Origin of the sequence: Algoriphagus alkaliphilus, assembly GCF_900103735.1 — a bacterium.
Lineage (GTDB): Bacteria > Bacteroidota > Bacteroidia > Cytophagales > Cyclobacteriaceae > Algoriphagus > Algoriphagus alkaliphilus.
On record NZ_FMXE01000003.1, the window covers coordinates 204,815 to 218,910 of the forward strand.

General features: G+C 42.0%; 13 protein-coding genes and 1 tRNA gene. 7 read left to right on the forward strand and 7 right to left on the reverse strand.

Going from position 1 to position 14,096, the window contains the following annotated elements:
• Positions 1-32: 32 nt before the first annotated feature.
• Complete coding sequence (locus BLQ81_RS02370) at positions 33-410, forward strand: hypothetical protein (RefSeq protein WP_092728354.1); 378 nt, start codon at positions 33-35, stop codon at positions 408-410.
• Positions 397-1,722: a chromate efflux transporter gene (gene chrA, locus BLQ81_RS02375; RefSeq protein ID WP_092728355.1), complete on the forward strand. Its 1,326-nt coding sequence runs from the start codon at positions 397-399 to the stop codon at positions 1,720-1,722. The genes BLQ81_RS02370 and chrA overlap by 14 nt, the downstream gene beginning before the upstream one ends.
• 12 nt (positions 1,723-1,734) lie before the next feature.
• Here the strand turns inward: chrA and BLQ81_RS22175 are convergent.
• Positions 1,735-1,804 (reverse strand) — tRNA-Cys (locus BLQ81_RS22175).
• An 85-nt stretch (positions 1,805-1,889) separates the two neighbouring features.
• On the opposite strand from BLQ81_RS22175, the gene BLQ81_RS02380 reads away from it, so the two are divergent.
• From BLQ81_RS02380 to BLQ81_RS02400, 5 genes are all read left to right on the forward strand, one after another.
• Positions 1,890-3,119: a peroxiredoxin family protein gene (locus tag BLQ81_RS02380; RefSeq protein WP_217636638.1), complete on the forward strand. Its 1,230-nt coding sequence runs from the start codon at positions 1,890-1,892 to the stop codon at positions 3,117-3,119.
• Positions 3,119-3,742, forward strand: coding sequence for a chromophore lyase CpcT/CpeT (locus BLQ81_RS02385; protein ID WP_175454153.1), 624 nt, complete (start codon positions 3,119-3,121; stop codon positions 3,740-3,742). Before BLQ81_RS02380 ends, BLQ81_RS02385 begins: the two co-directional genes overlap by 1 nt.
• Before the next feature lie 110 nt (positions 3,743-3,852).
• Positions 3,853-4,728 carry a DUF1684 domain-containing protein gene (locus tag BLQ81_RS02390; protein WP_092728358.1) on the forward strand — a complete coding sequence of 292 codons (876 nt, stop codon included), beginning with the start codon at positions 3,853-3,855 and terminating at the stop codon, positions 4,726-4,728.
• Between the two features lie 60 nt (positions 4,729-4,788).
• Positions 4,789-6,069, forward strand: coding sequence for a YeiH family protein (locus BLQ81_RS02395; RefSeq protein ID WP_092728359.1), 1,281 nt, complete (start codon positions 4,789-4,791; stop codon positions 6,067-6,069).
• Positions 6,070-6,182: 113 nt separating this feature from the next.
• Positions 6,183-6,596 (forward strand): RrF2 family transcriptional regulator, encoded by a 414-nt coding sequence (locus BLQ81_RS02400; RefSeq protein ID WP_092728360.1) that lies wholly within the window; start codon positions 6,183-6,185, stop codon positions 6,594-6,596.
• A gap of 50 nt (positions 6,597-6,646) precedes the next feature.
• Here BLQ81_RS02400 and BLQ81_RS02405 read toward each other — a convergent pair whose 3' ends face one another.
• From BLQ81_RS02405 to BLQ81_RS02430, 6 genes are all read right to left on the reverse strand, one after another.
• A complete protein-coding gene (locus BLQ81_RS02405; RefSeq protein WP_092728361.1) occupies positions 6,647-7,924 on the reverse strand; it encodes a hemolysin family protein in 1,278 nt (425 codons plus the stop codon).
• A gap of 505 nt (positions 7,925-8,429) precedes the next feature.
• Positions 8,430-9,245 (reverse strand): peptidylprolyl isomerase, encoded by an 816-nt coding sequence (locus BLQ81_RS02410; RefSeq protein ID WP_092728362.1) that lies wholly within the window; start codon positions 9,243-9,245, stop codon positions 8,430-8,432.
• Between the two features lie 60 nt (positions 9,246-9,305).
• Positions 9,306-9,725, reverse strand: coding sequence for a c-type cytochrome (locus BLQ81_RS02415; RefSeq protein ID WP_245693137.1), 420 nt, complete (start codon positions 9,723-9,725; stop codon positions 9,306-9,308).
• A 158-nt stretch (positions 9,726-9,883) separates the two neighbouring features.
• The gene (locus BLQ81_RS02420) at positions 9,884-10,558 is read right to left on the reverse strand and encodes a hypothetical protein (protein ID WP_092728363.1); all 675 of its coding nucleotides are present in this window, start codon (positions 10,556-10,558) and stop codon (positions 9,884-9,886) included.
• Between the two features lie 176 nt (positions 10,559-10,734).
• Positions 10,735-13,395: a DUF7133 domain-containing protein gene (locus BLQ81_RS02425; protein WP_092728364.1), complete on the reverse strand. Its 2,661-nt coding sequence runs from the start codon at positions 13,393-13,395 to the stop codon at positions 10,735-10,737.
• A 197-nt stretch (positions 13,396-13,592) separates the two neighbouring features.
• The gene (locus BLQ81_RS02430; protein ID WP_092728365.1) at positions 13,593-14,057 is read right to left on the reverse strand and encodes a hypothetical protein; all 465 of its coding nucleotides are present in this window, start codon (positions 14,055-14,057) and stop codon (positions 13,593-13,595) included.
• Between the last annotated feature and the right edge of the window lie 39 nt (positions 14,058-14,096).

Here is a 14,096-nt window from a genome sequence, read left to right on the forward strand (position 1 = left end):
TTGCTCTTTTGTTGAAAAATTATCCTTAGGTCATGAGAAAATATGTAATTATTGGAATGTTGGTATTTGGAATTTGCGGTTTTACTGTAGCGCAGGAAAGTAAAAACGAACACTCCAATTTTAAAGTTGGACTGGAGGGAATGTTGGGTATGAGCTTTGCTGATAACTTCTTTTCCGTCAATATCGGTGGGCCAACCTTGATGCTGCGGGTGGCTCAAGAAATAAAAGTTGGGGTAGGGGCCTTTCCTTCTGTTTATGTCAAAGAGAGTAAATCAGGAGCCAGATTGGGTGTAGGGCCCAGAGTTGACGTTAAAAACTTTGTTCTCTTTTCATCTTTTTTTCATTTTGACAGAGCTGATTTTTGGCAGGGTTCAATAGGCATAGGTTATAAGTTTCATGGAAAGAAATAGGATGCCGAAAAAGCCAACCCTTGGCGAAGCGACCCGATTTTGGCTTAAACTGGGATTCATTAGTTTTGGAGGGCCTGCCGGCCAAATCGCCATCATGCACGAATATTTGGTCGCTAAGAAAAAGTGGATCAGCGACTCCCGATTTCTTCATGCGCTAAACTACTGCATGGTATTGCCGGGGCCTGAAGCCCAGCAGCTTGCCACTTATTTAGGCTGGCTACTTCATGGGACTCGAGGGGGGTTGATAGCGGGATTGCTATTTATTTTACCTTCTCTGCTGATTCTATTGGGCTTGAGTATTGTCTATGTGACTTTTGGAAAAATTCCATGGGTGGAGTCGATTTTTGAGGGATTGAAGCCGGCAGTGATTGCAATTGTGGTGGTGGCTTTGATTAAAATCGGAAAAAAATCTCTGCTTAGTTATTTTCACTATGGAGTGGCTATAATTGCCTTTGCACTGATTTTCTTTCTGAATATTCCCTTTCCATTGATCATACTTGGAGCAGTGATACTTTCTTTTGTTTTTCAAAAGGTGGGGTGGATTCCAAAAGCTGGATCCGGAAAATCCAAAACAATGGATGAGGAATTGGAGAAATCCTATTTTATCAATGAATTCAGTCCACGAAAAAAATCCGGAAATCCTTGGAAAACCATCCCGCGGCAATTGGCGGTAGGGATTGTGTTATGGATTATTCCGATTTTGCTGTTTTTGGTCATTTCGGATAATTTTCAATTCTGGAAAACGATATCCCTGTTTTTTACTCAGGCGGCTTTAGTCACTTTTGGAGGGGCTTATGCTGTATTGCCATACGTTGCTCAGGTTAGTGTCGAAAAGTACCACTGGTTGGATAGTTTTCAGATGCTAGATGGGTTGGCTTTGGGAGAAACAACCCCGGGACCTTTGATTATGGTTTTGGTCTTTGTGGGTTTCATGGCTGGTTATAACAGCTTTGAACATTCGATTCTGATGGGCACATTGGGTTTGTTGACGACCACTTATTTCACTTTTCTTCCTTGCTTTCTGTTTGTGTTGGCAGGTGCCCCATGGATTGAGTTGACAAGGGAAAACAAGCAACTAAAATCCCTACTTGCAATCGTGACCGCAGCAGTGGTAGGAGTAGTGCTTAACCTTACCATTTACCTGGGAAAAGGTGTGTTTTTTCCGACGGAATTGGCTGGGAAACCAAACTATCTGGCCATTGCCTGGACAGTTGTCTCATTTTTTGCATTGTATCGGTTCAAAATTAATATGTTAGCTTGGATCGGAGTCAGTGCCATCTTTGGTATGGTTACTTATTTGATTTCAAATTGATCAAGCACTAAAAAATCAAAGGGGGATTCGAACCCCGTACATGGTTTTGCAGACCATTGCCTACCCTCTCGGCCATTTGATCTTTCAAAAATAATAATTCATACTAAATTGGTATAATAAATATGAAATAAATTATTTTTGCAGAATGATCAGCAATCATCCAATTGTTGAAATCGAATTGGCACGCTATAATTTTTGGGCTAATTGCGCTTTTGACATCCTGTTCTGCACCTCAGTCAAGGATTGCTGAAGGAAATTGGCGTGGGGTATTTTCTGAAAATGGCAAGGAAATTCCATTTAACTTTACTATTAGTTATTTAGGATCTTCTCCAGTCCTTACTTACCGAAATGCTTCCGATCACTTTGTGGCAGATTCGGTAATCGTATCAGGTGACACACTTATTTTTCCTGTAGAGGTGTATGATTCAAGATTGACAGTAATCAGGGATAGCAATAAGTTGTCGGGATATTGGTCAAGAAATTCAGATTCTGACCGTAAGCTTAGCTTTGAAGCTCATCCTGATGAGGAGTTCCGGTTTTGGATTCCTGAGGAGATTACTTCGTCGGAGTTTGATCCTACAGGAAAATGGAATGTGAATCTGATCAATGCCGACAGTTCAATTACTCCCGCAGTGGCCGAATTCAAAAACGAATCTGGTAGAGTCACCGGAACTATTCTGACTACAACCGGTGATTATCGGTTTCTGGAAGGGCAGATTAAGGATGGGAAATTAAAACTCTCCTCTTTTTCCGGCGGTGCTGCTTCGCTTTTGGATCTTCAATTTGAAGGGAAAGATTCACTTTCAGGCTCATTTGGGGGGATATTTGCTACCAGGAAATTTTTTGGAAAAAGAGACAGTCAGGCAGCTCCTCCAGACGCTTATTCTCTGACATTTCTCAAAGAAGGATACGAAACCTTGGACTTTTCTTTCCCGGACCTAAGTGGAAATCCAGTAAGCCTGAGTGATGATAAGTATAAAGGCAAAGTTAAAATAGTAACCATTATGGGAACATGGTGTCCAAACTGCATGGATGAATCAGCGTTTCTGGGGCCTTGGTATGAAGAAAATAAGGATCGTGGTGTGGAAGTGATTGCCTTAAGTTTTGAGCAAAAAGATGATCTGGCATTTGCCCAATCCAGGTTTGAAAAGTTTTCCAAGCGGTTTGGAGTTACATATGATGTTCTATTTGCAGGAAAAGCCGATAAAAAGGCTGCTGCGGAAAAGCTTCCTGCTTTGAATCAGGTTTGGTCTTTTCCAACAACCGTATTCATAGATAAAGCAGGGAAAGTAAGGAAAATACACACCGGATTTGCAGGTCCTGCTACAGGAGTTCATTTTGAACAGTTTAAGGAAGAGTTCAATTCCTTGGTGGATCAATTGGTAGCTGAGGGATGATGAAGAAAATCTGCTTTTGTCTGACCGGCTTGGTCTTTCTGATTGTACTCAGTGTACCGATGCAGGCGAGCGCTCAGTCGGATCTCTTGCAAAAGTTTTTGGGTAGATTTGCAGGTACCTATTCCTCTGAGCGAATGGCTAGCGAAAATCCATCTCGTGTGCATGTGATCCTGACTATCAAACCTATCTGGAAAGACCGAAGCGATGGAGCTTGGTTTTACTTGGAGCAGGCAGCATACCACCAAAGAGAAGTTCCTTATCGTACCGCTGTATTGAAGGTTTTCGAGCAAGATGGAAAAATCATCTCCAGAAACTACACCTTTGAAAACAAAGATATTTTTTTGGATGGGGAGGAACGTCCTTTTCCTATTGAGCGATTTTCTCCCTCCGCCTTGGATGCAAAATATTGTGACATCTTATTTGAAGTTGACTTCTCAGGCAATTTTGTAGGAAAGACACCAGATGGAGGTTGTCAAAACTCATTTAAAGGAGCTCAAGTTTTCACAAATGAAAGCTATCTGACCAAAGAATTTCTTATATCCCGGGACAGGGGATGGTCGCAAGAGGGTAAACAGCTGTGGGGTCCGGAAGACTTTGGCTATTTGTTTGAAAAGATTGAATAAAAGATAGGATTGGTTAATCAACAGACAGGGTTTAATGTTAATGGGTACAAGGGGGTCTGTTTCAGACTCTCTTGTCTTTCTTTACCTTTGGACTATAGTACCAGATAAAAATGAAACGGGAAATCCTTTTGCTTACGCTCATGACTCTGTCTATCACGGTGGGTTTTTCTCAGGTTGAAGATCATGAGCAATGGAAAAAAGACAGGTATTCAGAACTTGTCGCAGAAGATGGTTGGATAAATCTAGCTGGATTACTTTGGATAGATTTGGAGCATGTATACCTCAATCGAGTTGATAAGGATAATTTGATTTTGTCTTCAGTTAGAGGGGAAAATAATGTTGGTTTTTTTGACCTCACAAAGGATTCAGTTTGGTTTAATTTTAATCCGAAAATTGTCCGAAAGAGTAAGTTGAAATTGGTTAAAAAAACGCTCCAATATCCTGTAAAAGACTACGGTAATGGGGCAGTTTACCATGACCATTGGAAATGGACTGTAATTAACAGGGGAGGGCAGTTTGCGATGCGACTGAGGGATTTGCAGCATCCGGGCTTGGCCAAATTTCAACCTATTCCCTATTTTGATTACAACACAGCATTTGCTGTAGAGGCTTTTTTCGTTCCTAAGTTTAATGAAACCATCAATATTACAAATGTCCTTGGTCAGGTGATTGAATGGACGGTCATGGGGATATTGAAATTTCAGCTAGATGGCCAATCTTATGAATTAACAGCCTTAGAGGATTCGGGGAAATTGTTTGTAATTTTTTCTGATTTAACCAACGAGACTGAAACATACCCTACCGGTCGTTACCTGCACGTCAATTATCCTGATAAAAGTGGCACTACGAGTCTTGATTTTAATTACTCTTACAATCCACCCTGTGCCTTTACTGTATTTGCTACTTGCCCGATCCCCCCTAAAGTGAATCGGCTTCCTATCGCAATTGAGGTAGGAGAGAAGGAACCAGAGGGACATAATAGGTAAATTCTGTATCCAACTTAGAAAAAAACTTCACTTTTTGAATCAAGCTTCTTTTATTTAAAGATGGAAAAGTTACAGGTGCCGAAAGAGTCCTCAACTCTTAAAAACTGGCCTATCAACGAAGACTGGGCATCAGTTTTAGCTGGAGGCGGAGTGATTTTGACGGTTTTGTTCCTGTTTAATATATCTTCTCCAAGTTACAATTGGACTACTGGTCCTGAATTTCTGGGCATCATTTCCAATTCTGAGAATATATTCCGTCTTCTTGCCCAATTGGTACTGGTATTGGTATTTTCTTCCATAGCGGCAGTTTTGATCGGGAAGAAAATCCAGCACTTTGCATTTACTTTTCTGGGTGTTTTTTTATTGACGCAATTGGCTTTGTTGGTAGCGGGAAGTGGGGTAGCCCGTCAGTTCAATTTGGAAGCGGTGATTTTCAGTTTGAGTTTTGGCTTGTTGATCGGGAATTTGTTTAACCTCCCCGAATGGTTTAAGAAAAACCTGGCGACAGAGCTATTTGTCAAAATCGGACTTGTTCTACTTGGGGCAAGTGTCATTTTCGGTGATATTCTGAAAGCAGGAAGCTTGGGCTTAATCCAGGCTTTAGTGGTGGTGGTTTCGGTGTGGTATTTTGCTTTCTGGGTTTGCAAAAAGCTCAAAGTCGATGAGGAACTCCAAATGATGATTTCCTCTGCGGTTTCCATCTGTGGTGTATCTGCAGCCATAGCTACTTCAGGGGCCATTCACGGAGATCCCAAAAAGTTGTCGTATGTGATTTCTATGGTGCTAATTACTGCCATTCCGATGATGCTTTTGATGCCGCTTGCAGCGGAATGGATGGGATTGTCTCAGGAAGTGACCGGCGCTTGGCTGGGTGGAAGTATCGATACTTCCGGTGCGGTGGTGGCCAGCGGATCCTTAGTTGGAGAAAAGGCACTTCAGATCAGTACGATTGTCAAATTCTCTCAAAACGTTCTGCTGGGAATCGCTGCTTTTGCAATTTCTGTTTACTGGACTTACACCCAAACCCCGGAAGGTCAGCATTACGAAAAGCCCACTTTAGGTGTGATTTGGGATCGGTTTCCCAAGTTTGTTCTGGGATTTTTGGGAGCGTCTATACTCTTTTCCTTTTTCATCGAAACTGAAATCTACAATGAGGTAAAGGGAGGGCTGAAAAGCTTTCAGAACCTTTGGTTTGCCTTGGCATTTACCGCGATTGGTTTGGAAACCAATTTCAAAGACTTGATTCAGGAAAGTAATCAAAAGCCACTTTTTGCCTTTTTGATTGCTCAGGGATTTAATGTATTAATCACGTTGGGGATAGCTTATTTTCTTTTTAGCTAAGTACCATTTATTGAGGTTATGTTTTGGTTTAGGATTTCTGGGAGATTTTCCTGTTGGCATTTCGCCCTAAAAGCTTTCTTTTTTTGTACTTTGGCAGGATCTAAGAATAACCTATGCTATCCAAAAGAGCCAAATACGCGATTAAAACCATTCTTTTCTTACAAGATCATCCGGAGCTTGTTCCTGCTTCGGCCAAATTGATTTCAGAACGGGAAACCATCCCCTATAAATTCTTGGAAAACATCCTCCGTGATCTCAAAACCCATCAATTGGTCAAAAGTGTGCGGGGTGCAGAGGGTGGGTACGCATTGGCAAAAGATCCGTCAATGATCAGCATTGCGCAAGTCATGCGTGCCATGGATGGTCCGATTGCGCTGATTCCCTGTATTTCGGAGCGGTTCTATGAATCTTGCCCCGAATGTACGGATGAGGAAACCTGCCGGATCCGAAAGCTTTTTGCTGAAGTGCGCTCCGAGATGGTCCCGATTTTGGAAAGGCCGATTACTACTTTGGCAAAGTCTGGCTAAAAAAATGAGTTGAAATTTTGGGATAGGATTGTTTGATAGAGAGATTGGTATCAACTTGAAATCCTCGTCACCATAATCTTATCAATTCGCTGTCCGTCTTTGTCGACCACTTCCAATTCGAAGTTTTCAATGACTACCCGATCGCCAACTTCAGGAATACTTGCGGACTTGTGTATCATCAAACCGGCCACGGTTGTGAATCCCTTATTTTTTAAGAGTATATTCAGATCAAAATATTTGACGAAATCAATCATGGCATATTGCCCGTCCACCAGCCAGCTTTTCTCGTCCCGTTGGGTTATCTGATATTCCTCCTGATCTGAATCACTGGAATCACCTACCAAGGCATCCAATACATCGTCCATTGATACGATCCCCATGGTGCTGCCATATTCATCGATTACAATGCCATAGTGCATCCGCTCTTTTTTGAAAAGCTCCATTACTTGGTAGGCAAATGAATTTTCGTTGATAAACAGGGGTTTGCGGGAGACTTTTCGTATTTCAAAATTTTGCTCCAAACCCGGTGCAAATAAATCTTTGACCAAGACCATTCCGATAATGTTGTCTAAATCATTGTTTCGACAAACGGGATAGGCCGAATGCTTTTCAGTGTTGATTTTGGTACGGATTTCTTCCCAACTATCTGAAAGGTCAAAGTAAACCAATTCTGTGCGATGGGTAAAAAGTGTATTTACCCGTCTGTCACCGAGTTCAAAAACCCGCTCTACAATATCCTGTTCGATGTCAGTGATCTCTCCGCCTTCTGCACTTTCTTTAATGATTGCTTTGATTTCCTCTTCCGAGACTTTGGATTCGGTAGTGTGTTTGATACCAAAGAGGGTGAGGAGAAAATCATTGGAAATTGAAAGTAGCCATACAAATGGTGCGGTGATTTTGGAAAGCAATCTCATCGGTTTGGCAACGAACATTGCGATTGGCTCCGGAAAAGTCATTCCAAGCCGTTTAGGGAACAATTCTCCGAATACAATCGAGAGGTAGGTTACCAGAAGAACAATTAGGCCAGTTGCAATCGGACTTGCATAGGGAGCCAAAAATTCGATTGATGCAATTTTTACTGCCAAATCTGTAGTGAGGTTTTCACCGGAATACACTCCGAGCAATATTCCAATTAGTGTAATTCCGATCTGGACTGTAGACAAAAACTTGGTTGGGTTTTCTGAGAGTTCCAAGGCCATTTTTGCATTAGAACTACCTCGACGCTTTGCATTTTCCAGTTTGAATTTGCGTGCTGAAACTAGGGATAACTCTGACATAGCAAAGATGCCATTGAGCAATACAAGCATTAAAATAATTAGAAGTTCCAATTCAGGTTTGTGTGATTTAAGCAAAATTCAATAAAAAAACAGATCCTTTGTAAGGATAAGTGATTCTGATCTTTTCAAAATTTGATTATCCGCAATCCTGCCAGTAAGAAAGATTAGGCTATATAAAGTTGCGGATAATCGTCCACAGACGACTGTCAACAGTCCACAGCTCGTTTTTTGGAACTTCAAACCTTATTTTATTTTGCTACTGGCAAGAAAGCGGACATACATATTTCAAAATATTAAAGGCAGGACTAGCCTGCCTTTTATATTATAAATTCTGTATGCGATTAATTGAGCAGAGAGCTCAATCCCGCTTTTTACTTTCTTTCTTTGCGGCTTTGTCGGCACGCTTTTCTTTTAATGTTTTGGTGGCTTTAGATTTGTCGTCTTTCTTTTTGCCTTCTGGTTGTTTTGCCATGTGAATGTATGTTTACAGTGATGTTTTGATTTTCAACTTTCAGGAAGTTAGGCAATAGTTAAACTCAATTTCAAAATCATGTAATTATTTTTTTGTCAGGAGTCGCATGCTGAGAATCCTTACCTCGGTGACCGGTCGATCCTGTCTGTTAGTCATTACGGCTGCAATTGAATCGACCACTTCCAAGCCTGAACTGACCTCTCCAAACACAGTATAGTTTTGATCAAGATGCGGCGTGCCGCCGATACTTTTGTAGACTTCTCGCTGAGATTCGGAGATTTGATACTTTTCATAATTCTGGTAGTTTGCCAAAATTCCATTTAACCGGGTATTGAGCCCTTGCACCAAAGCAGTGTCTTTGTCAATCCGGGCCTTTTCCAAAGAATCGATTAGGGGCTTATGGGCTGGATCATTGATTCCATAATGACGGGCAAGCATTTGGTTGATCCGGCCTTCATTGTGATTGAGAAGACTGTCATTTTGGACTTTACCCTGCACGATGTAAAACTGCGTGCTACTGGATGCCCGCTGGGGATTGTTTGTCCGGGCGGCTGCCAAGGCACCTTTTTTATGAAAAAGTCCGGGAACAATCTCTGCCGGAATCTGATAGGGGAGATCACTGCTGCCCAATCTGGCTACCGAATCTGCATATTTGCCTTGAACATCCCCGCCCTGTATCATAAAACCCTTGATCACCCGATGGAAAAGTAAACTATCGTAGGTTCCGGCTTCCACGAGTTTGATGAAATTGTCCCGATGTAGGGGTGTTTGGTCAGAGAGCTGAAGGATAATCGTTCCATAATTGGTTACTAATTCGATTTGTACGGGACTTTGATTTTTAGGTCCTGTAAATCCAAGAAGAAGAAAAATAGGAAGGATAAATGTGAATAATTTTGGCATTGATACGCTGTTTTATCGGGCTTAATTAAAGTCTAAAATTCGGAAATTTTTGAGTTTTGATTAGGATTTACTTTTCTCAAGTGAAAGAATATAAGTAACCATAATTTTCGCGTCCTCCAGTGATAATTTGGGGTGGGAGCTCATTACGGGATAGCCCCAAGTACCCGAACCTCCCGAAATGATCTTTCGAGCCAAAAGATCAATATAAGCTTGCTGCATGGGATAGCGCCTGGCAATATCAGCGAATGAGGGGCCTTTGAATTTGCCTTCTTCTTTATGACAATGGTAGCAATCCGAATAGGCAACAAGGACTTCTCCTTTCTTGATAATTTCGGGTTCGATAGATTCATCTTCCCCCGGAACCACAAAGAATTCCTTGGCTTTAGGTTTGGAATTTTGTTCTAATTCTGAACTTTTTGAATTGCAAGAAAAAACCAGGAGGAGCAAAAGGATTTTCACCAAATAAGTTTTGGGCTTCATTTTGTTAAAATGCGCTTTTTTCTTTGACGAAGAAAAGGAATTTTGAAATGATCAAAGCGTAAAACAAAACTAACCTACGCCGAGCGGCTTGCCCGCAGCGGAGGGAAGTCTAGGTGAAACCTAATAAGATTTGGCTCCTAACAGAATTGCAATAATGACTAACTCATCAGTCGATCCAAAAACTCTTTCCATGCCGCATTTTCCATCAGAACGAGAATTAGGGCAATACCAAGAAAAATTAAAGCTGATCCAATTATAGTAGCTGGATGGATTTTTTTCTGACTCTTAAGATCAAAAACACCCATTACCAGCACGAGTAAAATCCAAAGTGGGACTGATAAGTATTCATTGAGGTTTAATCCTAAAATAATTCTTGCCAAAGCAGGAAAAACAGCTGCAAGACTCGCAAAAGTCATATACCTCTTATGAAATTCCGACTGATGACGATTAATCAATGCCAATGAATAGAGGATGATAAAATTGATTAAGATGAACATATTAATCGTGCTGAATAGGAATCCATCCGGTCTGCTGTAGTGGGCCATACTCATCCAGATACCAGTGATTACAATTCCCAGTGCAAGAAGAAGGCTGCTTTTTCCAAGCTTTTTATGAAGAGAAATTTTCCTTGATCTGACCAAATTGGATTGGACAACGATCAGAATATACCAAAGAAACATGATCACCCCGTGGATATAAACTAGAGCTGAGGCAGGGGGAAGCGTATCAGGATGAACAAGTGCATTTATTACAAATCCTCCTATGGCAAGGATCAGGATGAATAGATTGAAATAAAAATAAAAGGAAGTGCGGTGGTTCGATAAGTTATTCATAGGCAGTGGTTTGGGCTTTGAATTTAAAATTTTATTCCAAAAATTCATCAATCTCTGAATTCAGAAAAAATGATTTGACTTCAAACCCCTTAGGGAATAAATTTTTAAAAATTGGTCAAAACCAAAAAAGCCGGAGTTTTCCGGCTTTTCGGTTCCTATGAGGTGATCAGCCTGAATTATTTCTGCTGAGATAAATATGTGACTAAAGATGCCAATTCCTCATAGGAAAGTGAATTAGCCAATCCGGCAGGCATCATGGAGTTTTCCAATTCTTTCCGCTCTTTGATGTTTTTCTTTTCCAGTTTGGTCGCATTTCCGGCGATATCGCGTATGCTCAGCTCCTGAGCTGTCTCAGCGGTGACAAAGCCCATGTAGAATTTCCCGTCATTCGTAGTGATTTGGATCGAAGCAAAACCTTGGGAAATCGAAGCGTTTGGTTTTAAAATTGACTCGACAATCTGATCCCGGTTCATGATCGATCCTATCTGCCCCATAAACGGACCTTTCAAGGGCTGACCTTTTTCGATGCTGTGACAGGCAAGACATCCTTGGCTGACAAAGAGACTTTTACCTAAAACTGGATCTCCCTTCAAATCGGCAACTGCCAATACCACATCTTCGATGGATGATGCACCTACTTGGCCCTTTTTGTTTTTGATGGATTCCAGGTCTATCCCTGCCTCTTCAATTGCCGGGGCAGCAGTTTCGGTTCCGAGTTCTACGATTCCCAGTCGCAGGCGGTCATTCAGAACCGCAAAGATTGATTTTTGAGATCCTTCAGCGCTGTTTGCTTGGGCTAACAGGAAGTTTTTGATCCTGTCAGAAGCTTCCCAATTTTCTGCTTTGTAGTAGGGACCATGTGTATCAGGACGGGTTCCCCACCACCAGCTTCCGTCGTAAGGTGCTTCTTTTTGATAAAGTCTGGAAATGGTGCTCAGTATTTCAGCTTTTTTAGCTGAATCATCTGTTTTTTCATAAGCAGCCAGCAGTCCATCCAAAGCTTTGGGATCATGCATATAGCGCAATGCCCAAAGCGCCAATTTGTAATTTTTGGAGTCGATAGCTTTCACCGTGGCATCCACCGCCTTTAATTCTACCAATGCCTTGACCGCCAAATGGGGGAGGATGATTTCCGAATTCGGGGTAGCATGTGGGCCTTCGGTGTCTTTCGAAGGGATGCGAGCAGAAGCCGGAACTGGAAATTCCAGAAGGACTTTGCTGGCTTTAAGATCACCCAGTCTTCCCAAACCAACTATTGCTGCCGCCTGAACTCTCGGATTTGCATCTTTTGCAGCGGCAATGAAAAGGTCTACAGGAACAGCATCAAGACAGCCTTTCCGATCAGCTATAGCTCGAAGTGCAAACTCACGGACCTTATCCTCTTCGGTAAGTTTGATTAATTCTTGTATTCCATCGGAGCAGGTAAGCTGTGCATAGGTGAATATTCCGGCTACACGTGAATCAAGTGGGAGAGAGGTATCTTGAGCAACTTTAAGTACGGCTTCAGAAGCTTCATTCGTAGATCGTTTCAATAATTCCTGCTGTGCATCGAGTCGGGTGACGGAGTTTCTGGCTTTTACCAGTTCAGCTAATTCTTTTACGGATGCATTTTTTAAGTCCGGATAGGCTTCATATGCCCAATTGGTTGGGACCACTCTTACCACATAGCCTTTTTCGGGATTACCCCGGTAGCCAGCACCATCCCAAGCTGCGAGGTACATGGTTCCGGATCCGTCTACATCCACATCAGTGATTTGTGGTAGTCTGATGAAGTTTTCATCGGCCTGAGTAAAACTGGGTCCATCCATTGTTACACGATGAATATACAGTTGACTTTTCCCCCAATCCGCCATCATTGGGACCTGATTGTATTTGTCAGGCCATCGGCTGTCGTCCATGAAATAACTTCCTGTGCCGGAACCTCCACCCACATCCACCAATGCAGGAAGAATTTCGTCCGTGAAATGTTTGAATAAGCTTGGATAGCCGTATTCTCCACTTTGAATATGATGGATAAAACGGATATTCCAACCACCACCGTCATTGGTATTGCCGCGGGTGTAGATGTTCATGAATGGATCAATGGCGACATCATAGATATTTCTAGTACCATGGGTGTAAACCTCCATTTCCGTTCCATCAGGTCTTACACGGACAATTCCACCGCCTAACATGGTCAGTTTGGTGCCTTCACGGTCTACGGCATCCACAAATCCAAAATCACCAACTGCGATATAAATCCAACCGTCGATGCCCATGCGAATGCCATTGGTCGAGTGATCTGTTCCTCGGCTTCGAAGTTGATTTTGAGTACTGATATTGGTAATTAGCGACTTGGAAGGGCCATCTGCGACGCCATCCTTGTCCTTGTCTTCAAATACCACCAAGTCCATTCCCTGTGCCAGGCTATCCGCTCCGAAAACAGTGTGCAGCACAAACACTTGATCCCCCATTGCAATTATCCCGCGAGGGTTATCGACTTTGGCAAATTCAGTATGAGAATCAAGAATGCCATCGTGATTATTATCCACGAGCTTTACGATGCTTCCTTTACCTGGAGTTTTCCCCAAAGAGCCGATCATATCTACTCCGACATACACCTCACCGGTAGCCGCTACAGCCAAGCAGGAAGGGCTTGGGACTAGATCCGGTCCGGCAAAATTTGTGAGGATCAATTCGGTGCTGTCTGCACCAAGACTATCGATTTCAATTCCTTCTGTAGAGAAGTATGCGTTTAGCTCTGCCAAATCGACGGTTTGGGATGGCTTGTATTGATTACAGCCAGCCATCAGGGTTAAAGCTAAAAGGCTTATAAGTGCTTGGGTGATTTTTGACATGTCAAAAACTGGATTTGGTTATTTAGGTTGAATTGATTCAAGTTTTAGACGAAGTTATCGGATTCGGTATGTCGGACTTTCCTGTTTTCAGTCAAAACTTGAGTGTAATCGGTCAGTTTTGGTGGATTAAATTAAAAGATGCCTAATCTGGAGAATCAGATCAAAAAAATCATTTATACATCAGTGAAGAATTGACTTTAGGTCACATTAAAATCCAACTGTCTTCCTTCTTTTTTGGCTTTCATATCCAAGGAAGTACCCAATGCTACACCAATAGCCAATCCGATGGGTAGTCCAAGGGCAAGTAGCGCCATATTATCCACCATCATGCCTAAAGCGGCACCCAGGGGCAACCCGAAGGCCGACATTCCTACAATCATCCACAAATTGCGAAAATGATTTTTGGGAACGAGTTGGTGATCTTTTTCAAGTCTCTTTAGTAGATCTTTTTGAACATGGTCAAGCTTCTTGATTGTTTCTGCGGTCGTGCCCGGAAATACTCCTATTTTTTCAATTTCATGATTGATTTGGAGTACCAGGGAATCAGGAAGAGAATGTTTTCCGGCAGCAAAAATCAGGTTACTTAAGCTGGTAAATTTTTTAGTAAGCTTTGGTTCTAAGATATCTGCAGATGGAGAAAGAAAAATAGGCTTGATGTTCATGGGAAAAAAATATTTAGTCCGAAAATGACTGATTATGTG

What these genes read in the sequence shown, in the direction of transcription:
- BLQ81_RS02415 (WP_245693137.1), bottom strand. Translation starts at nt 9,725, where the DNA reads ATGAAGCCCAAAACTTATTTGGTGAAAATCCTTTTGCTCCTCCTGGTT.
- BLQ81_RS02430 (WP_092728365.1), bottom strand. Translation starts at nt 14,057, where the DNA reads ATGAACATCAAGCCTATTTTTCTTTCTCCATCTGCAGATATCTTAGAA.
- BLQ81_RS02395 (WP_092728359.1), top strand. Translation starts at nt 4,789, where the DNA reads ATGGAAAAGTTACAGGTGCCGAAAGAGTCCTCAACTCTTAAAAACTGG.
- BLQ81_RS02370 (WP_092728354.1), top strand. Translation starts at nt 33, where the DNA reads ATGAGAAAATATGTAATTATTGGAATGTTGGTATTTGGAATTTGCGGT.
- BLQ81_RS02410 (WP_092728362.1), bottom strand. Translation starts at nt 9,245, where the DNA reads ATGCCAAAATTATTCACATTTATCCTTCCTATTTTTCTTCTTCTTGGA.
- BLQ81_RS02385 (WP_175454153.1), top strand. Translation starts at nt 3,119, where the DNA reads ATGAAGAAAATCTGCTTTTGTCTGACCGGCTTGGTCTTTCTGATTGTA.
- chrA (WP_092728355.1), top strand. Translation starts at nt 397, where the DNA reads ATGGAAAGAAATAGGATGCCGAAAAAGCCAACCCTTGGCGAAGCGACC.
- BLQ81_RS02420 (WP_092728363.1), bottom strand. Translation starts at nt 10,558, where the DNA reads ATGAATAACTTATCGAACCACCGCACTTCCTTTTATTTTTATTTCAAT.
- BLQ81_RS02390 (WP_092728358.1), top strand. Translation starts at nt 3,853, where the DNA reads ATGAAACGGGAAATCCTTTTGCTTACGCTCATGACTCTGTCTATCACG.
- BLQ81_RS02425 (WP_092728364.1), bottom strand. Translation starts at nt 13,395, where the DNA reads ATGTCAAAAATCACCCAAGCACTTATAAGCCTTTTAGCTTTAACCCTG.
- BLQ81_RS02400 (WP_092728360.1), top strand. Translation starts at nt 6,183, where the DNA reads ATGCTATCCAAAAGAGCCAAATACGCGATTAAAACCATTCTTTTCTTA.